This is a genomic window from Hymenobacter duratus, assembly GCF_014698995.1.
GTDB lineage: Bacteria > Bacteroidota > Bacteroidia > Cytophagales > Hymenobacteraceae > Hymenobacter > Hymenobacter duratus.
This window is the reverse complement of the sequence record NZ_JACWZZ010000001.1, coordinates 224179-243100: the sequence shown is the minus strand read 5'-3', so window position 1 is coordinate 243100 and position 18922 is coordinate 224179. Positions and strand designations below refer to the sequence as shown.

The following is an 18922-nucleotide window of genomic DNA, read 5'->3' as shown; positions in this document are numbered from 1 at the left end:
GCTAGTCGCGCAACCGGTTACATGCCTTTCATAACGAGTTGCTCGGGCAGGCGCAGCAGGTAGTCGCCGTAGCCGCTTTTGCGCAGGGGCTCGGCAATTTTGCGCAGCTGGTCCGCATTAATAAAGCCCTGACGATAAGCGGCTTCCTCAATGGAACCCACCTTCAGGCCTTGGCGCTGCTCCAGCACCCGCACAAATTCGCCGGCCTGCATCAGGCTTTCGAAGGTACCCGTGTCGAGCCAAGCGGTGCCGCGGCCCAAAATGCCCACTTTCAGCTTGCCGCGGCGCAGGTACTCTTGGTTTACGTCGGTTATTTCATACTCGCCACGAGGGCTGGGTTTCAGGTCGCGAGCTATCTGCACTACGTCGTTGTCGTAGAAATAGAGGCCTGGAACGGCATAGTTGCTTTTCGGTGTAACCGGTTTCTCCTCAATGCTAAGGGCCTTTTTATCGGCATCAAACTCCACCACGCCGTAGCGTTCCGGGTCGTGCACATGGTAGGCATACACCACGCCGCCTTCCGGGTCGTTGTTTGATTTCAGCAGCTCTTCCATTCCTTCACCATGGAAAATGTTGTCGCCGAGTACCAGCGCCACCTTATCATCCCCGATGAAGTCGGCTCCCAGCACGAAGGCCTGGGCCAGACCGTTGGGCACTGCCTGTACCACGTACTGGAAGTTGCAGCCCAGGCTCTTGCCGTCGCCGAGCAATTTTTTGAACTGCTCTTGGTCGTGGGGGGTGGTGATAATCAGGATTTCCCGGATACCGGCCATCATGAGAATCGACAAGGGATAATAAATCATCGGCTTGTCGTAGACGGGCATAAGCTGTTTGCTCACAGCCAGCGTCAGCGGGTGCAACCGGGTGCCGGAGCCTCCGGCGAGAATGATGCCTTTCATAAGTAGGAACTTAGCGACTTGGGACTTGGATAAAAGACCGGCATGCTACGCTTACCGAGGCACGACCGACAGCCGGACTAATTCCGTTCGGCAATGAACGCCTGGTTGGCTTTAAACCAGTCCAGGGTTTTCTGCAGGCCTTCCCGGATGCGGATCTGGGGCTGGTAGCCGAGCAGGTTGTTCGCCTTGCTGATGTCGGCCAGAGAATCCCGGATGTCACCGGCACGGTCGGGGCCATACTCGGGCGTAATGTCGGAGCCGGCTTCTTCCTTCAGGATGTTGAACAGGTCGTTGAGGGACGTGCGGTCGGCCACGGCCACGTTGTACACCTGGTTCACGGCCTCGGGGTTCTGCGTCAGCGCCGCCTTGATGTTGGCCTGCACGCAGTTCTCGACGAACGTAAAGTCGCGCGTCTGGCCCCCATCACCGTTCATACGAGGCGGCTTGCCTTCCAGCACCGCATCAATAAAGAGCGGAATAACGGCTGCATAGGCCCCATTCGGGTCTTGGCGCGGACCGAAGATGTTGAAGTAGCGCAGCCCAATGATTTCCATGCCGTAGGTTTTGCCAAATACGTCGGCGTAAAGCTCGTTGGCATATTTGGTCACGGCGTAGGGCGAAAGGGGCTTACCAATCCGGTCTTCTACCTTCGGCAGTGCCTTATGGTCGCCGTAGGTGGAGCTGGAGGCCGCGTACACGAAGCGCTTTACGCCCGCTTCCTTCGCTCCGACCAGCATGTTCACAAAACCGCCTACGTTCACGTCGTTAGACGTAATCGGGTCGTTGATGGAGCGGGGCACGGAACCCAGCGCCGCTTGGTGCAGCACCACATCAATGCCTTGGCAGGCGTCGATGCAGGTCTGCCGGTCCCGGATGTCGCCTTCAATCACGCGCAGGGCCGGGTTGGCCGCAAACAGGGCCACGTTCTTGCGGAAACCGTTGGAAAAATTGTCCAGCACGCGCACCTCTTTGGCGCCGTATTTCAGCAGATATTCTACCAGATTTGAGCCAATAAAGCCGGCTCCGCCGGTTACGAGGAAGCTCAGATTATCGAGCGGCTGGTTGTGGAATGGAGTGTCGTACATTTCTTGGGGATAATCAGCACGTCCTGCTGAGCTTGCCGAAGCATCTCTACTGCTGACGTTTAAGTAGAGTTCAGGCGAAGCAGTAGAGATGCTTCGGCAAGCTCAGCAGGACGTTCTTTTTGACTTAGCGGTTGTACTGCTTCTGGTAGTAGTCCTGGTAGGCCCCGCTGGTGACGTGCTCCAGCCACTCCTGGTTTTCCAGGTACCAGTCTACGGTCTGGGACAGTCCTTGCTCGAACGTAACGGACGGTTTCCAGCCCAGCTCGTTCATAATTTTGCTGCTGTCGATGGCATAGCGCAGGTCGTGGCCGGCGCGGTCCGTCACGAAGGTGATGAGCTTGCGGGAAGTGCCCTTTTCCTTGCCGGTTTTCTCGTCCAGCGTGTCGCAGAGCAAATGAATCAGCTCTAGGTTGGCCCACTCGTTCACGCCACCGATATTGTAGGTTTCGCCCACTTTGCCCCGATGGAACACGGCGTCAATAGCGGTAGCATGGTCTTTCACAAACAGCCAGTCGCGCACGTTTTCGCCTTTGCCATACACCGGCACCGGCTGGCCGTGCTGAATCCGGTGGATGGCCAACGGAATCAGCTTTTCAGGGAAATGATTAGGGCCGTAGTTGTTAGAGCAGTTGCTCAGCTTCACGGGCATGTGGTACGTGTGGTGCCAGGCCCGTACAAAGTGGTCCGACGATGCCTTGCTGGCCGAGTAAGGCGAGCGGGGGTCGTAGCTGGTGTCTTCCGTGAACATCTCCGGGCCGAAGTCCAGGGAGCCGTACACCTCGTCAGTGCTCACGTGGTAGAAGGTTTTGCCTTCGTAGCCTAGCGGCTTCCACAGGTTTTTGGCGGCGTTCAGCAGATGCACGGTGCCCAGCACATTGGTTTTCACGAAAGCCAGCGGATCGGTAATGCTCCGGTCCACGTGGCTTTCGGCAGCCAGGTGAATCACGGCGTCGGGCTCCTCATTCGCGAACAGCTGATCGACGAAAGCCTGATCCGTAATGTCGCCTTTTACCAGGCGGTAGTTGGGCGCGTTTTCGATGTCACGCAGGTTTTCGAGGTTGCCGGCATACGTCAGCGCATCCAGGTTCAGAATCTGATACTCCGGATATTTGGTCACGAACAGGCGCACCACGTGCGACCCAATGAAGCCGGCCCCGCCGGTGATGATAATTTTCATTTTTCCAATGAGGTAATGAGTGAATGAAGGGATGAGTGAATGAATGGACGAGGACGGCCGCTCATGCAGAGCCACTCGCGCATCCACTCATTCACTCATTTACTCATTAAATTTTGCTGCCACTTCCAGGAGCTTTGCAGGGCTTCGGCTAGCGTAGCGGTGGTTTTGAACCCCAGCTCGGCTACCGACTTGGTAACGTCGGCGTAGATGGCAGGCACGTCGCCCGGGCGACGCGGGCCAACATGATAGGCAAGCTTTTGCCCGCTCACCTGCTCAAACGTCCGGATAACTTCCAGGACAGTGTTGCCCTGACCAGTGCCCACATTGAACGTTTCTACTGCGGCTCCCTTGCCATCGAGCAGGCGCTGCACCGCTACTACGTGGGCTTTTGCCAGATCTACTACGTGCACATAGTCGCGGACGCAGGAGCCGTCGGGGGTATCGTAATCGTCGCCATACACGGTCAGTTCCTGGCGCAGGCCAGCAGCAGTCTGAGTAATGAACGGCACCAGATTGTTCGGTACGCCTAGTGGCAGCTCCCCAATCTGAGCTGAGGCATGGGCGCCAACCGGGTTGAAGTAGCGCAGCAGAATGGTGTGTAGCTTGTTATCCGGCGCAACGGCTACATCGTTGAGAATGTCTTCGCACATCTGCTTGGTAGCACCGTAAGGCGAGGTAGCCTTTTTGGTCGGTGTCTGCTCCGTTACGGGCAGCACGTCCGGAATGCCATACACCGTGCACGACGACGAAAACACCAGGGCCTCTACCCCAAACTCGCGCATCACCTGCACCAGGGTCAGCAGCGAGCCGACGTTGTTCTGGTAGTATTCCAGCGGTTTCTGTACCGATTCGCCCACGGCTTTATAGGCCGCGAAATGGATGACTCCACGCAGACTACCTTCCTCCGCAAACACGGCCCGCATGGCTTCCACATCATTGCAGTCGATGCGGTGAAACGGCACTTTCACTCCCAGAATCGTCTCGATACCAGTGAGTGCTGATTCCTGCGAATTGCTGAAATTATCAACAATAACCGGCTGAAAACCGGCTTCATACAGCTCTACTACCGCGTGCGAGCCAATATAGCCTGCTCCACCGGTCACCAGTATTTTCGCGCGTTCCATATGCAATGAGTGAATAGGTGAATGAGTGGATGAGTGAATGGCAGCTGTATCGTTAGACGATAATCACTCATTCGCTCATTCAGTAAAACTAGAGGCTCCAGTATTGCATGTCCTGGATTTTGCCCCGGAACAGACCCTTGATGTCTACCAGTACCGCATTTTCAGCGGTAATCGACTGAAAATATGCTTCGTCATGCGACGTGTAAGGCGCATGGCTCACGGCCACAATTACGCCGTCGTAGTCGTCGCGCACTTCGCTGGCGGGCGTCAGGCGGAAGCCGTACTCGTGGTGCAGCTCATCGGAATCAGCATGTGGGTCCACAATGTCTACGTTTACGGAGAAGTTTTTCAGCTCCTGAATGACATCGGCGACCTTGGAATTGCGGATGTCTTCCACGTTTTCCTTGAACGTAGCCCCCATCACCAGCACGCGGCTGCGGGCCACGTCCTTGCCTTTCTTAATCATCATCTGCACGGTTTTGCGTGCGATGTAAGCGCCCATATTGTCGTTGGTAGTGCGCCCGCTCAGAATCACCTTGGCATCGTAGCCCAGCTCTTTGGCCTTGTACGTAAGGTAGTACGGGTCGACACCGATGCAGTGGCCGCCCACCAGACCGGGCGAAAACTTCAGGAAGTTCCACTTGGTGCCAGCCGCTTCCAGCACTTCGTACGTGTTGATGCTCATGCGGTCGAAAATCATCGACAGCTCGTTCATCAGGGCAATATTAACGTCGCGCTGCGTGTTTTCGATGATTTTGGCGGCTTCGGCTACTTTGATGCTGCTGGCGCGGTGCACCCCAGCCTTCACCACCAACTCATACGTCTTGGCAATAACATCCAGCGACTCGTCGTCGCAGCCGGCTACTACTTTGATAATGCTGGAAAGCGTATGCTCCTTGTCGCCGGGGTTGATGCGCTCCGGCGAGTAGCCAACCTTGAAGTCGTCGGGAAATTTCAGGCCCGAAAGCTTTTCCATCACGGGAATGCAGTCGTCTTCGGTGCAGCCAGGGTACACGGTGCTTTCAAACACCACGTAGTCGCCTTTTTTCAGCACTTTGCCTACGGTAGAAGAAGCCCCGAGCAGCGGCTTGAGGTCGGGCTGGGCGTGCTCATCAATAGGCGTCGGCACAGCTACAATAAAGAACCGGGCCTCGCGCAGTACTTCCAGCGAATCCGTAAACTCGATGTCGCAGCCCTCGAAGTCCTTGGTTTCCAGCTCGCCGCTGGGGTCCACGTGGTTGCGCATCATGTCTACGCGCTTCGCATTGATATCGAAACCGATAACCTTGATTTTGCGGGCAAACTCGAGGGCGATGGGCAGGCCGACGTAGCCGAGGCCAATAACGGCCAGCGTGGCCTCTTTGCGAAGTAGTTGCTCGTACACGATGAAGGGTCTTAGAATCTTGGTGACGTAAGGTCTTGAACTTGTTCTGGTTGGCACCGCAACCCATTTGTGGTTGCCGCACCGGAAATCTTGCTATGATTCGGGGCTGATACGAGAAACCCGGCCTTCGGTTAGCCGGTACTGTTCGCCGCTTTCCGGACAGGTAGCGTGGCCGGCCGCATCAAACGCCAGCCGGTGGCCGTGGGTACTCATCCAGCCGCGCTGCCGGGCCGGATTGCCATAGGCCAGCGCATAAGGTGGCAGGTCTTTGGTGACGACGGAGCCAGCGCCGACAAACGCGTATTCGCCCAGCCGCACACCACATACCACCGTGGCGTTGGCCCCTATGCTCACGCCCCGCTCCACTATTGTCTTCCGGTACTCGTGGCGGCGCACAACAGCCGCCCGAGGGTTCAGCACGTTGGTAAACACGGCCGATGGCCCGATGAACACATCATCGTGGCATTCCACGCCGGTATACAGGCTCACGTTGTTCTGCACCTTCACGTTGCGGCCCAGGCGTACGCCATCGGCCACAAACACGTTCTGGCCCAGACTGCAGCCCTCTCCCAACTCTGAACCGGGGCTAAGGTGACTGAAGTGCCAGATACGGCAGCCGGCACCTACACGGCACCCATCGTCGAGGACGGCAGTGGGGTGCGCGAAGTAGGCAGGAGCAATAGTCATAGGGGCACGGCAGTTCAGCCGACAAAGGTAGGGCTTTGAATTTTGTTGTGTACAGCTGAGTGCTGCATCCGGCTGATTGGTGCGTAGAAGCCCTTTTTTCAGCGTTGGCCCTGAGCAGCAGATCAGTGCCGGACCCGTTACACGCCCGGCAAACTGGCGCGCACAATACGGGCTTTATCGAACATATCGGGGCAGGCAGCAGCACTTGTATAGCCCAGCCCCACCAGCAGTGCCACAGTTTCGGTAGCGTATTGCTCGTTGATTTCGAAATAGAGCGCGCCGCCTGGTCGTAGCAGCTTGGTTCCCAACTCGGCTATGCAGCGGTAGAAAAGCAGCGGGTCGTGGTTGGGCACGAACAGTGCGCTGGCCGGCTCGTAGTTCAGCACATTGGCCCGCATGAGAGGCCGCTCACTTTCCAGTACGTAGGGCGGGTTGCTGACCAGCACATCCAACGTAGCCGGCGCAATACCTTGGGGCTCTTGCGTCAGTATATCTACCTGCTGGAAGTCGATTTCGCAACCGTAGCGGGCAGCGTTGCGGCTCGCTACGGCCAGTGCCTCTCCCGAAACATCGACGGCTACTGTGCGAGCCGGCTCCAGCTCCCGGCATAGTGCCAGCGCAATACAGCCGCTGCCAGTACCTACGTCCAGCACCGAAAGCGTAGTGCTCTGGCCGCGCTGCTCGGTTACGATTAGTTGCACCAGTTCCTCCGTTTCGGGGCGCGGAATGAGTGTGGCAGGCGTTACGGCCAGTTCCATACCAGCAAAATGCGCTACTCCCAGCACGTACTGTACTGGCTCGTGGCGCATTAGGCGTGCTTGCAGTGCCGGAAGTTGTGCTAGCACTTCTGCGGGTACCAGCGTATCGGCCTGCATGCGGCGCTGCAGCGGCGTAAGCTCCAGTAGATGCTCCAGCACCAGCCCGGCAATGCTGGCTGCTTCCGGCACAGGATAGTGTGCCTGCAGATCGGTAGAGAGGTCAGCGGTGAGTTGGCGGAGCGTGGGCATGCGGCAAAGGTACACGGCTGGCTGCCGATGGGTAGCGCAAGCTAAAAGTTCGGGTTACATTTCGCTTATCATTCCGCTCAGCCTTCCCGCCTATGCCTACTCCTGATTTCGACCTGCTCATGATGCGCCGTGCCCTGGACCTGGCCCGGCTTGGCACCGGCGCCGCCCGCCCCAACCCGCTGGTGGGCTGCGTTATCACGCATGAGGGCCGCATTATTGGGGAAGGCTGGCACCGGCAGTATGGCGGGCCACATGCCGAAGTGAATGCCGTAGCAGCCGTAGCCGACCCTACTCTGCTCCCGCATAGCCGCGCTTACGTAACGCTGGAACCCTGCTCCCACCACGGCAAAACCCCTCCCTGCGCCGACCTGCTTATTGAAAAAGGAATTCCAGAAGTGGTAGTCTGCAACCTCGACCCGAACCCGCTGGTAGCAGGCCGTGGCCTCGCCCGGTTGCGTGAAGCAGGCATAACGGTAGAAACGGGTGTGCTAGAGCACGAAGGCCGCTGGCTGAACCGCCGGTTTTTCACGTTTCAGGAGAAAAAGCGGCCATATGTTGTGCTAAAGTGGGCCGAAACGGCTGATGGCTACCTAGCAGGGCCCTATTATCAATCGGTGCCTATTAGTGGCGACCTGGCGCGGGTGGCCGTGCACCAGTGGCGGGCCGAAGAGCAGGCTATTCTGGTGGGTACCCGCACGGCCCTGCACGACAACCCGCACCTGACCGTGCGCGACTGGCCAGGCCCCAACCCAACGCGTATCGTTATCGACAAAAACCTAAGTCTGCCGCCTACGCATCACCTCTTCAATGGGCAGCAACCTACCGTAGTTTATACCTACCGGGAGCGGGCTACCAAAAACAACCTCGGGTTTGTAATGCTTTCCGAAGCCGAAGACCTGTTTCCTCAGATCTTCAACAACTTACACCAGCGCAATGTGCAGTCGGTGCTGGTAGAAGGTGGCCCAACCGTGCTCAACTCGCTGCTGAAGGATGGGCTCTGGGACGAAATTCGGGTGTTGCGCAGTCCCAAGCGGCTGGGCGGCGGCGTATCGGCCCCCAAGCCGGGCCTGAGCGGGTTGCGGGAGCATTGCCAGCTTGGCGAAGATGAGCTGTTTGTGTACGTGAACGGAGCCAACAAGTAAAGCAGACACAGCCAGCCAGAGCCAACCGGCCGCTACCTTTGTTGATACGGCAGCGCACCATAGCGTATAGTACGCTTACTTGTCGTTTCACTTCCGTATCCAATCCAACCCATGGCCGAAGAACTGCACCTCGATACCACCCTCACCAAAGCCGAACAATACCGCCAGCTCCTACCCCAGATTGAAGCCCTGACTACCGGCGAACCGGATCTGGTGGCCAACCTGGCTAATACCGTAGCCGCGCTCCGGCAGGCTTTCGGGTTTTTCTGGGTGGGCTTCTACCTTGTGAAAGACGAGGAATTGGTGCTGGGGCCTTTCCAGGGCCCTATCGCCTGTACCCGCATTCGGCGCGGCAAGGGTGTATGTGGCAGCAGCTGGGCCCAGGCCACTACCCTGCTGGTGCCCGATGTAGAGCAGTTTCCCGGCCATATTGCCTGCAGCTCCGAGTCCAAATCTGAAATAGTGGTGCCCGTGCTGAAAGCCGGCCAGGTAGTGGCTGTGCTCGATGTGGACAGCGACCAGCTCAACGATTTCGACCACGACGATCAGCAGGCCCTGGAGCAGCTGATGCAACTGGCAGCTCGTTGGTTTTAAACGACTATCCTGTCATTGCTTAACGCCAGAACAACCAACAACTACACAACAAGGCCCGGCGCTTTAGCGTCGGGCCTTGTTGTGTAGTTATGCATATAGCTGTGCCGAGTTGGCAGGCTCTAAAACAGGCTTGGCGCTTCGGTTTTCAATTGGGCAATAACCGTCTGGCCGCCTTTTACCTTCTCGCCGATCTGCACTTTCACGTCCGTATCAATCGGCACGAAAATATCGACGCGGGAGCCGAACTTGATGAAGCCGAACTCTTCGCCCTGGCTTACCTCGTCCCCTTCATTTACATACCACACGATGCGGCGGGCCATGGCGCCGGCAATCTGGCGGAACAGCACAAACGGACCAGCCTCCGACTCTACCACCACTGTAGTACGCTCGTTTTTGGTGCTGCTTTTGGGGTGCCACGCCACCAGATAGTTGCCGGGATGGTACTTGAAGTAGCGCACAATACCCGAAATTGGGTTGCGGGTGATGTGCACATTAATCGGCGACATGAAAATGCTGATCTGCTTGCGCATATCATCAAAGTACTCCGGCTCATGTACGTCCTCAATCACCACCACCTTGCCGTCGGCTGGGGCCACGAGCAGGTCCTCGTGCGTGAACAGGCGCCGCGCCGGACTCCGGAAAAACTGCAGCAACAGCAGAAACGCAATGGCTGAGGCGCCCGCGAAAATCTGGTTGAAGAGCAGGTTTTCCGCATTCACCCGGAACAGCAGCAGGTTAACGGCCAGCAGGGCCAGCAGGGTAAAGAACAGTATTCGTCGTCCTTCTTTGTGGATCTTCATGAAGCGCAGATGTGGCAGATTACACGGTTTTCGCGGGTAGTGGCGGCCGGTTAATCAATCGGAATACAAAGCAGACAGGCCTGCTTGCGTGACAAAATAGGGTACTCTTTTTACAAAGATAGCCCGAACCGTATGGTCCGGGCCAATCAATGGTACGAATTAGCTGCTAAAAAAGTCGAGCTACTGGCCGGAAAATCCGGAGCAGGCAGCCGGGCTGCCTTAGAAGCCGCCGCGGAAGCGGTAGGTCTGGGCTACTTTATCGATGGCTACTACGTAGGCCGCAATGCGCATCGGAATGTTGTATTTCTGGCTGGTAGCGTACACCTTCTCGAAGGCATCGGACATAATCCGGTCGGCACGCTCGGTTACCATTTCCTCAGTCCATTTGAAGCCTTGGCGGTTCTGCACCCACTCGAAGTAGCTCACGGTTACGCCGCCCGAATTGGCCAGAATGTCCGGCACCACCATGATGCCTTTCTCGTTGATAATAGGGTCAGCGGAAGCCGAAGTCGGGCCGTTGGCCCCCTCCACAATCAGCTTGGCTTTGATCTTGTGGGCGTTGTGCTCGGTAATAACGTCTTCCACGGCAGCCGGTACCAGCACGTCCACGTCGGAGGTCAGCAGGTCGTCGGCGTTGTCCATGAGGGTAGCACCCTGGAAACCGTCGAGGCGGCCTTTGTGGGCGTTTTTATAGGCTACTGCCTCATCGATGTTGATGCCGGCCTCATTCCAGTAAGCGCCGCTTACATCTGAAATGCACTTGATTTTCACGCCCTGCTCGCTTAGCAGCTTCGCGGCCCATGAGCCCACGTTGCCGAAGCCCTGCACCGCCGCCGATACGGTAGCAGGGTCCAGATCCAGCTTCTTGAGCGCCGCCAGCGCCGATACCATCACGCCCCGGCCCGTAGCCTCGGTGCGGCCCAACGAGCCACCCATCACCAAGGGCTTGCCCGTCACGACAGCCGGCGACGTTGCGCCTACCGTTTTGGAGAATTCGTCCATCAGCCACGCCATTTCGCGTGGGCCGGTGCCCATATCGGGAGCCGGAATGTCCTTATCAGGCCCGAACACGTCCTTCAGGGCCATAGTATAGCCGCGGGTCAGACGCTCGATTTCGCCGGCGCTCATGGTCGTCGGGTCGCAGATGATACCCCCTTTGGCACCGCCATAAGGCAGGTCAACTACGGCGCACTTCCACGTCATCCAGGCGGCCAGGGCCTTTACCTCGTCGAGGTGCACGTTTTTGTCGTAGCGGATACCGCCTTTCGAAGGGCCCAGAATGGTGTTGTGCACCACCCGGTAGCCTTCAAACACGCGCACTTTGCCGTTATCCATCGTGACGGGAATGTGCACGATAACCTGCTTGTCGGGCGCTTTGAGTACGTCGTAAGTTTCTTCGTCAAGACCCAGGATTTCCGTGGCCACGTTGAAACGCGACATCATGGATTCGAGGGGATTTTCGGCATCGACGCGGGGAGCCGGCTCTTTGTACACCGTGGTGGCAGCCATACGGGGTTAGGTTTGGTGGGTGGGGAATTTGAATAAACGGCACTCCGCCGGGGGCGGCAAAGAGTGCACGCAGGTCAGTTTGGGGGCCAAAGGTAGTGGGTTTACCACATACTCGGCCAGACTTGGAAAGTGAAAGAAAAGCCCCTTTGCTCGGCGTAGCGCGCTACACGAGTCCGAAGAATAGCGCGCGACCAGGCAGAGCCGGATAGTTTCGGCAATTAGCCTAGCAGCAACTGTAGCAGCGCCAGCACAGGCAGAATAAATAGGAAAGCATCAAACCGGTCGAGCAGGCCACCGTGGCCAGGCATGATGCGGCCGGAGTCCTTCACGCCCACGCTACGCTTGAGCATGGACTCCGCCAAGTCGCCGAGCGGGCCGAATACAGCCACTACCCCAGCTACCACGAGGCGGTAGGTGAGCGAGAGTTCGGGCAGCAGATAGCCCAGCGCCCAGCCCATAGCCAGCGTCAGCAGAAAGCCTCCAATGGCGCCTTCCCAGGTTTTGCCGGGCGAAATTTTGGGGGCGAGTTTGTGCTTGCCAAACGACTTGCCTGCTGCATACGCCCCAATATCCGAGGACCAGACCAATAGCAGCAGCGCCAGAATGCGCCGGTAATCGTAGCCTTGTTCGTTGAACGCCACTACATTGAGCAAGCTCATCGGCAGGCTCACGTAAAGAAGGCCCAGCAGGGCCACGCCTACGTTGGAAAAAGGCGAGAAATCCTGCTTTTCGCGTGGCCAAGCATACATCTCACGTAAAATCAGCACCGTTGGCAATAATAAAATAATGCCTACTAGTGCAGGTCCTGCAAAGCGTACACCATTGCCTACTATTACATGAAAGTCTGGGTCATTTGAGTTAGTGACATTGTTTACGATTACTACCGCAAACACACCAACAAAAATTAACCCACTGATACCACTGCCCAACAACGCAGCGGGTTTGTAGCCGGCTTCGCGCATCATGCGGTAAAACTCCCATAGCATGCGCACTTGCATCACGGCAAAGAATGCCGCAAACGTCCAGGCGCTATACCAGATGCTGACCAGCAGCATGGCAGCCCCAATCAGACCAAAAAGAATCCGCTGGCCTAAGTTGGACATCGGCTTTTTGCCCGGCGTGGCAGGATCAGTAGAGACAGAAGGAGCGGTTTCGGACAAAAGGGGAAGTACTAAGGGCACGGGCCCAGGTCAGGGAACAAAGAGAAGGAGCAGGAGCAGGCAGTGGCGGCCGAAGCCACGCACACCGGGCACGCGGCTAGTCGCGGCTGATGTCAACGCCGTCGTGGCTGAGGGTACGGCCAGCGGGAGGCGGGGTTGTGGGATGCGCAATGGCCGCGCCGCCACGGCCCAGCGTGTGCATTTCGGTGGGCAGCTGCGCGGTGGTGGGCTGTAGCGTGCGTTGGTAGAGTAACCAAAGCGCCGCGCCAGTCAGAACCAGCGAAATCAGCTGCTGCCACCACGGTAGCGCCTCCGTCGAATCGGGGTCGAAGGTGGAGAAAGCGCCGCGTTGCTGGGCATAAAGCAGCACAATCTGGAAGGCATTCTGCGTGAAGTGGGCCGCCATTGGCACCAGAATGTTGCCACTCCACTCATACAGGTAGCCCAGCAGCAGCCCCAGAATGAAGCGCGGGATGAAGCCAAAAAACTGAAAGTGAATAGCACTGAAAATGGCCGCCGCCAGCCACACGCCTACGTGCCTGGAGCCAAACCACTGCACCAGATTCCGCTGCACCACGCCCCGGAACACCAGTTCTTCGGCAATAGCCGGCACCACGGCAATAACCAGCAACCCCACCAGAAACCGAGTGGGCGAACTGAACTGCGTGAGGTAGCGCGTTAGCTCCTGGGCGCGTTCTTCCAGCTCGCGGGCCTCGGTTTCCAGACCTTTCAGGAAGCCGGGGAAGTGCGCGTTGGCGTTCCATTCTACCAGCCCCGACATAAACGGCACGCTCAGAATTACGGCGCCGGCTGCGCCCAGTAACCACACGGCCGGCACGGGCCGGCGCGGCGTGAAATAGTCTTGCAACGAGTAGCCGGTAATTAGGGGCAATGCCAGCGCAGCCCCGCCAAAGCCCAAAAACAGCAGCACGCCCTGGCTCAGCATCGAGACGCCCCAGCCCTGCGGGTTTGCCGACGGGTCTTTCGTGACGTTGCCGATTTCAAGCAAACCGACGCCAAAAAACAGGTTGCTGAGCACCGCCATCAGGAAACCGGCCAGGCACAGGGCCAGCAGCATCAGCCCCACCAGCAATAGCAGGTTGACAAATGGGTGTAGACGGCTGGACACGAAACCTTTCATGGGAAATTGGTGCTTAGAGCTTTGTGCCTAGTGCTCGGGGCTTGGAAAGTAGGGTGGCTCAGAGGCCAGTAGAACGCCCTAAGCACCAAGCCCCGAGCACTAGGCACCAGATTGTCGTAAATTTGCGTAAAATCCGCTAACTCCCCTACCCGTGGTCTACATCCGCGACATTGCTTTGCCCGATTTCCCGTTGCTGCTCGCGCCCATGGAGGACGTGTCGGACCCGCCTTTCCGGGCGGTCTGCAAGGCCAACGGAGCCGATTTGATGTACACCGAGTTCATCTCCTCGGAAGGCCTCATCCGCGACGCCGCCAAAAGCCGCAAGAAGCTCGATGTGTTCGACTACGAGCGACCCATCGGCATTCAGCTCTTCGGCTCCGACGTGGAGACGATGGGCGAGTGCGCCCGCATCAGCACGCTGGCCGGCCCCGACCTCATCGACATCAACTACGGCTGCCCCGTGAAGCAGGTGGCCTGCCGCGGTGCCGGCGCCGCCCTGCTCCGCGACGTGCCGAAGATGGTGGAAATGACCAGCGCCGTGGTGCGCAACACCCACCTACCCGTGACCGTGAAAACCCGCCTCGGCTGGGACGACGACACCAAGAACGTAGAAGACGTGGCTGAACGCCTGCAGGACATTGGCATCGAGGCGCTTACCGTACACGGCCGCACCCGTGTGCAGATGTACAAAGGCGACGCCGACTGGCGCCTGATTGCCAAAATCAAGAACAACCCGCGCATCAAAATTCCCATCTTCGGCAACGGCGACATCGACTCGCCGCAGAAAGCCGTGGAGTACAAAAACCGCTACGGCGTGGATGGTGTGATGATAGGCCGCGCCAGCATCGGCTACCCCTGGATTTTCAGGGAAGTGAAGCACTATGTTGCTACCGGCGAGCTACTGGCTCCGCCTACCGTGGAGGAACGCGTGAACATGTGCCGCATGCACTTTGAGAAGAGCATTGAGTGGAAAGGTGGGCGCGTGGGCATCTTTGAGATGCGCCGTCACTACGCCCAGTATTTCCGGGGCCTCGAAGGCGCCAAGCAGTGGCGTATGCGCCTCGTCGAAACCGATTCGGTAGATGAAGTGCACGCCATCCTGAACGAAATTATTGCTACCGAGCCAGTTTTGGTAGGGTAGCATACGTTCTATAGCTCGTTGACCTGCTACGACTTGGCTACATGCGCGTCTGGCTTTTCATGTTCCTGCTGCTGACAGCTGCCGGAGTGCGGAGCTACGCGCAGTTGCCCGATTTTCAGGACTCGGCTGCCGTACGCAAGGCCCACCTGCAGACGATACATGTACGCTCCTACTATCCAGATGAAGAGGACGGGCACTGGGTCCGGGAGCAGCGCACCTACCGGTTTGCGCGCTCGGGTGCCCTAGTGTATTCCATCACTCCGCAGACGCCCGAAGAGACAAGCCAGTCCTCCACGTCGGCCGGATGGCATGACGCAGTCAAGGATGACATGGGCCACGTGCTGGCGACGCGGTTTTATCAGGATGGCAAGTGGTACCACACGCACCACGCCGTATTCACGGACTGCGGCCAGCGGATACAGGAGTATGATGAGTACCCGGCCGACTCCACCAGCCCAGCTTCTTTCCACGCCACCAACTTCTACAGCTACGATGACTGGGGCAACTTTACGGAACAAGTAACCCCCGGCGGTAGTGGCTCCGACCATTTTAGCTTAGGCACCCGCTACCTCTATTTCTACAATGCCAACCGCCGCCTGATTGCCAAACTGCGACTGGACGACTTGATAGTACCCGTAGAACTGGACTCGATGTACTACGATGCCGCCGGCAACATGACGCGCCGCGTGAGCTACAACCTGCGCCGCGGCATGACCCAACTCCGCGACCTGCGCCTATTAACTTTTAACAGCCAGCACCAGCTACTCACCGAAAATTCCTTGTGGATGAGCGAGGTACGCGAATATTCCCGCTACGACGGCGATAACCGATATACGCCCCGTACCGGCCCCGAGCAGCCCAACCTCTACGGGCACCACATCAGTTACTGGCGCTACCGCCCCGATGGCCAACTGCTCGACGCAACAGAGTACACCGCTCACAACAGGCCCTACCTGGCCGCCGAAGCACTCCGCGCCGTCACGCATCCGGTCGACAGCCTGTTCCGCGTCACTCGCTACGATAATGCACCTGAGCTTTGGTACCGGGCGCAGGAAATTGACAAGCAGCGCACTACCAACCGCTACAACCAGCGCGGCCATTTGGCAGAGAGCATTGAGGCCAAAAACTCACGACCTGACACTGTATTTCTTCCCGCTGACGCGCAGAGCCGCACGCGTTGGCAGTACACCTACTACCAATAGGTTTTCCCAACTAGCACCTACAGGCAGGTTATCTTTGTAAGCTTTTGCTCCCTCGCTCCCATGCCCACCCCTCCCGCCCCGGCCATCACCTCTGCTCCTACCCTGCCACCCGTGGCGCCGCCCCCGCCGCAGCGCATTTCGGCGTCGGCGTGGGTGCTCCTGGTGGTGCTGGCTAGCATCTGGGGCACCTCGTTCATTCTGATGAAAAAGGGGCTGGTCGTGTTTTCGGCCATGGAGCTGGGCGCAACGCGAGTGAGCATTGCGGCGCTGCTGTTGCTGCCGTTTGCGCTCCGCAACGTGCGCCGCGTCGACTCCGGCCGCTACAAATGGCTGCTGCTGAGCGGGGTAGTGGGCACGTTTTTTCCGGCTTTCCTTTTCGCCTACGCCGAAACTAAGCTGGCCTCAGGCCTAGCCGGGGTGCTCAATGGCTTGACGGCCGTATTTACGCTGGTGGTAGGTGCGGTGCTGTTCGGACAGAAGCTCACCAGCCTGCGGGTACTGGGTATTGCGCTGGGCCTAGTGGGCACGGTGGTCCTGATGCTGCTGGGCGGCAGTGGCGGCGCGGCCACGCCCTCCGGCGAATCCAATGCTTGGTACGGGCTCTACATTGTGGCCGCCACCATCGGCTACGGCATCAGCGTGAACGTAATAAAGCAACATTTGCACGGTCCTTCGCCGGTGGCTGTCACCAGTCTCACGTTGCTCAGCATCGGGCCGCTGGGGCTACTCTATCTGTTCGGCTTCTCCGATTTCACGCACAAGCTGGCCACGGTGCCGGGTGCCTGGACGGCCCTCGGCTACATTGCCCTGCTAGCCACCATGAGCACCGCTGTGGCCATGGTACTCTTCAACAAGCTTATTCAGCAGAGTACCACGCTTTTCGCAGCCTCCAACACCTACCTCATTCCCATCGTGGCCCTCACCTGGGGCGTGCTCGATGGCGAGGCCTTCAACCTCTGGCATCTACTGGGCATGGTCATCATTTTGGCCGGCGTGTTCATCATCCACCGGGCAAAGTGATGAGGTGGTGAGGGGATGAAGAACGTCATTGCTCGCAGGCTCGGAATGACGTTCTATCCTGCTATCCTCATCTTTCCACTCAAAACCCCACTCGTACGCCGAACTGCACCCATTTGTGTGAGCGTGCGCCATCGAACTCAGGTGAAATCTGTACGGCAGACGCTTCTAGCCGCACGCCCGCGTAGCCGAGCCCGAGGGTAGCCGTGCTGCGCGCCACCGTACGGCTGATAGCATTAGCTGGCAGTGTGTAAGGGTTGTCGGAGCGAAACAGGCCGCCCTGTAGAGTGGCATCGTAGCCGACGAGGCGGCCTTCCAGCTGGCCTTCGGCGTAGAGCTGCACGCGGCGCTGGCCGGCGCGAGAGGCCGGGCCACTCACGCCCAGGTTGTCGAAATACGGATTGAGCAGCCCGACCCGCAGGCGTGCGCCGGCGCCGGCATAGGTATAAAGCGTGCCCAGCGAAGCATCAGCCGAGCCAATCAACTCGGCCCCACGGCCGACGGCCAACAGCTGCTTTTCCGCGTGGGCCTCGTAGCCCAGCACTAGGTCGTTGCGGATTTGATAATCCCAGCCGCGGGGCGTGGGCGCATCCAGCCATTGGTGCAGTTTGGTCTGGAAGCTCTTGGCACCGGCCGCCGGCCCCATAAAGCCCAAATTCAGTGCCGTCGTCAGACGAAATTTGCGCGTCGGCTGGTTGGCCACCCGAAAAAAGTCGGCGTACCAATACGAAGCGTACGGCCGGTCACCGACCCGAATGAACGGGTCTTGGATGCGCAGTGGCGTGAACCCGTCGTAGCGCAACCGGATGCCGTGGTAGCGTGTGCTGCCCGTCGGTATCAGGCCCAGCAAGCGGTTTACGGGCGAGCGGCCAAGCCCCGGCAGCACCAGCATCAGGGTCTGGCCCTGCGTGAAATAGTAGTCGGAGCGGAAAAAGGCGTCGTTGGCGAAGGTGTAGTACACCAGCCGGTCGGGGCTGATCTGGGCGCTGTCCGGGCGCTGGGCGCTGGCGAGACTGGTGGTAAGCAGGAAAATCAGCAACAGAAAGGCTTGCATCGGCAGATATACTTTCCGCTACCTACGCACCAAGCCCAGGCGCGGCTTTCCGGGCGAGTGCAGAGACGCGTATTCGCGTCTTTGTAGCGGAACGAGCGGCACCGCACCTGTTGAACAACGTCAGCAACGACGAGACGCGAATACGCGTCTCTACACCTGTTTCAGCCCTTGTCGGGCAGATAGGGCCAGCTGTGGAACCGTTCGGGCAGGCTCAGGCGTTGCGGGTGAGCCTGCAGATACGTTTGCACCCGGCGTAGCTCCAGCTCATCCACTATCGGCAACTCGTGGAAGCCGGTTTGCCAGAAGTCGGCTTCGGGTGGGAGCTGCCCGCGCAGCAGGCGGCGGGCCTGGGCGGCGGTGCGCTGGTGCAGCAACTCCACAGCTTTGTACAGCGAGAGGCCCGCGTTGGCCGGCAGGTGCAGCAAGGCATGCAGGTGGTTGGGCAGCAGCACGAAGCCCGGCACTTGCAGCCCCTGCTCTTCCAGCATCAGCAGTTCCCCAGCAATTATTTCGGCCAGTTTTTCCCGCTCCAGATACGCCGGGCCCACGGTCCGGGCATCCAGCAGCGCATCAAAATCCAAGAAAAACTGCTTCTCGGCGCGGCGGTGCGCCCCCGGGGAGTTGGCGGCTTGCTGAGCGGCTACGCGCTGGGCGTGCAGCTCCCGGCCGGCTCGTGCCGGAATGGAGCCGGCCAAGCGCAGGGTGAGCAGGATGGTTGCGCCTTCAGATGGAAGCATACGGTGGTTCTTTCGAATGTTTTTAGCCCGCAGAGGGCGCCGCAGAACTCCTGTGTATAAGG

18 protein-coding genes are annotated in these 18922 nt (G+C 58.6%); 5 read left to right on the top strand and 13 right to left on the bottom strand.

Translation table 11 applies throughout. The features are described 5' to 3' along the window. Positions 1-17: 17 nt before the first annotated feature. From rfbA to prmC, 7 genes are all read right to left on the bottom strand, one after another. On the bottom strand, positions 18-899 hold the full coding sequence (gene rfbA / locus IC231_RS01040; RefSeq protein ID WP_190782770.1) for a glucose-1-phosphate thymidylyltransferase RfbA: 882 nt from the start codon (positions 897-899) through the stop codon (positions 18-20). A gap of 77 nt (positions 900-976) precedes the next feature. Beyond that, a complete protein-coding gene (locus tag IC231_RS01035) occupies positions 977-1984 on the bottom strand; it encodes an SDR family oxidoreductase (RefSeq protein ID WP_190782769.1) in 1008 nt (335 codons plus the stop codon). Positions 1985-2108: 124 nt separating this feature from the next. Beyond that, a complete protein-coding gene (rfbB, locus tag IC231_RS01030; protein ID WP_190782768.1) occupies positions 2109-3161 on the bottom strand; it encodes a dTDP-glucose 4,6-dehydratase in 1053 nt (350 codons plus the stop codon). Between the two features lie 95 nt (positions 3162-3256). Then, positions 3257-4285: a UDP-glucose 4-epimerase GalE gene (galE, locus tag IC231_RS01025; protein ID WP_190782767.1), complete on the bottom strand. Its 1029-nt coding sequence runs from the start codon at positions 4283-4285 to the stop codon at positions 3257-3259. An 88-nt stretch (positions 4286-4373) separates the two neighbouring features. Further along, positions 4374-5669, bottom strand: a complete 1296-nt coding sequence (locus tag IC231_RS01020) for a nucleotide sugar dehydrogenase (protein WP_190782766.1) — start codon at positions 5667-5669, stop codon at positions 4374-4376. 93 nt (positions 5670-5762) lie between these two features. Further along, entirely contained in the window at positions 5763-6356 is a 594-nt protein-coding gene (locus IC231_RS01015; protein WP_190782765.1) for an acyltransferase, read from the bottom strand. Between the two features lie 137 nt (positions 6357-6493). Continuing rightward, on the bottom strand, positions 6494-7363 hold the full coding sequence (prmC, locus tag IC231_RS01010; RefSeq protein ID WP_190782764.1) for a peptide chain release factor N(5)-glutamine methyltransferase: 870 nt from the start codon (positions 7361-7363) through the stop codon (positions 6494-6496). A 92-nt stretch (positions 7364-7455) separates the two neighbouring features. Here prmC and ribD point away from each other — a divergent pair, with 92 nt between their 5' ends. Further along, positions 7456-8505 (top strand): bifunctional diaminohydroxyphosphoribosylaminopyrimidine deaminase/5-amino-6-(5-phosphoribosylamino)uracil reductase RibD, encoded by a 1050-nt coding sequence (gene ribD / locus IC231_RS01005; protein WP_190782763.1) that lies wholly within the window; start codon positions 7456-7458, stop codon positions 8503-8505. A 111-nt stretch (positions 8506-8616) separates the two neighbouring features. Continuing rightward, on the top strand, positions 8617-9099 hold the full coding sequence (locus IC231_RS01000; protein WP_190782762.1) for a GAF domain-containing protein: 483 nt from the start codon (positions 8617-8619) through the stop codon (positions 9097-9099). 119 nt (positions 9100-9218) lie between these two features. Here IC231_RS01000 and IC231_RS00995 read toward each other — a convergent pair whose 3' ends face one another. From IC231_RS00995 to IC231_RS00980, 4 genes are all read right to left on the bottom strand, one after another. Next, positions 9219-9899: a phosphatidylserine decarboxylase family protein gene (locus IC231_RS00995; RefSeq protein ID WP_190782761.1), complete on the bottom strand. Its 681-nt coding sequence runs from the start codon at positions 9897-9899 to the stop codon at positions 9219-9221. 219 nt (positions 9900-10118) lie between these two features. Then, a complete protein-coding gene (locus IC231_RS00990; protein ID WP_190782760.1) occupies positions 10119-11408 on the bottom strand; it encodes a Glu/Leu/Phe/Val family dehydrogenase in 1290 nt (429 codons plus the stop codon). A gap of 218 nt (positions 11409-11626) precedes the next feature. Further along, complete coding sequence (locus IC231_RS00985; protein WP_190782759.1) at positions 11627-12568, bottom strand: phosphatidate cytidylyltransferase; 942 nt, start codon at positions 12566-12568, stop codon at positions 11627-11629. A gap of 97 nt (positions 12569-12665) precedes the next feature. Further along, positions 12666-13697, bottom strand: a complete 1032-nt coding sequence (locus IC231_RS00980; RefSeq protein WP_190782758.1) for a CPBP family intramembrane glutamic endopeptidase — start codon at positions 13695-13697, stop codon at positions 12666-12668. A 163-nt stretch (positions 13698-13860) separates the two neighbouring features. On the opposite strand from IC231_RS00980, the gene dusB reads away from it, so the two are divergent. The 3 genes from dusB to IC231_RS00965 are packed head-to-tail and all read left to right on the top strand — an operon-like array spanning position 13861 to position 17072. Beyond that, a complete protein-coding gene (gene dusB, locus IC231_RS00975; RefSeq protein WP_190782757.1) occupies positions 13861-14850 on the top strand; it encodes a tRNA dihydrouridine synthase DusB in 990 nt (329 codons plus the stop codon). Positions 14851-14891: 41 nt separating this feature from the next. Then, the gene (locus IC231_RS00970; protein ID WP_190782756.1) at positions 14892-16052 is read left to right on the top strand and encodes a hypothetical protein; all 1161 of its coding nucleotides are present in this window, start codon (positions 14892-14894) and stop codon (positions 16050-16052) included. 60 nt (positions 16053-16112) lie between these two features. Then, positions 16113-17072 carry a DMT family transporter gene (locus tag IC231_RS00965; RefSeq protein WP_190782755.1) on the top strand — a complete coding sequence of 320 codons (960 nt, stop codon included), beginning with the start codon at positions 16113-16115 and terminating at the stop codon, positions 17070-17072. 79 nt (positions 17073-17151) lie between these two features. Here IC231_RS00965 and IC231_RS00960 read toward each other — a convergent pair whose 3' ends face one another. Both IC231_RS00960 and IC231_RS00955 read right to left on the bottom strand, forming a co-directional pair. After that, entirely contained in the window at positions 17152-18123 is a 972-nt protein-coding gene (locus IC231_RS00960) for a lipid A deacylase LpxR family protein (protein ID WP_190782754.1), read from the bottom strand. 161 nt (positions 18124-18284) lie between these two features. Beyond that, complete coding sequence (locus IC231_RS00955) at positions 18285-18860, bottom strand: transposase (protein ID WP_190782753.1); 576 nt, start codon at positions 18858-18860, stop codon at positions 18285-18287. Between the last annotated feature and the right edge of the window lie 62 nt (positions 18861-18922).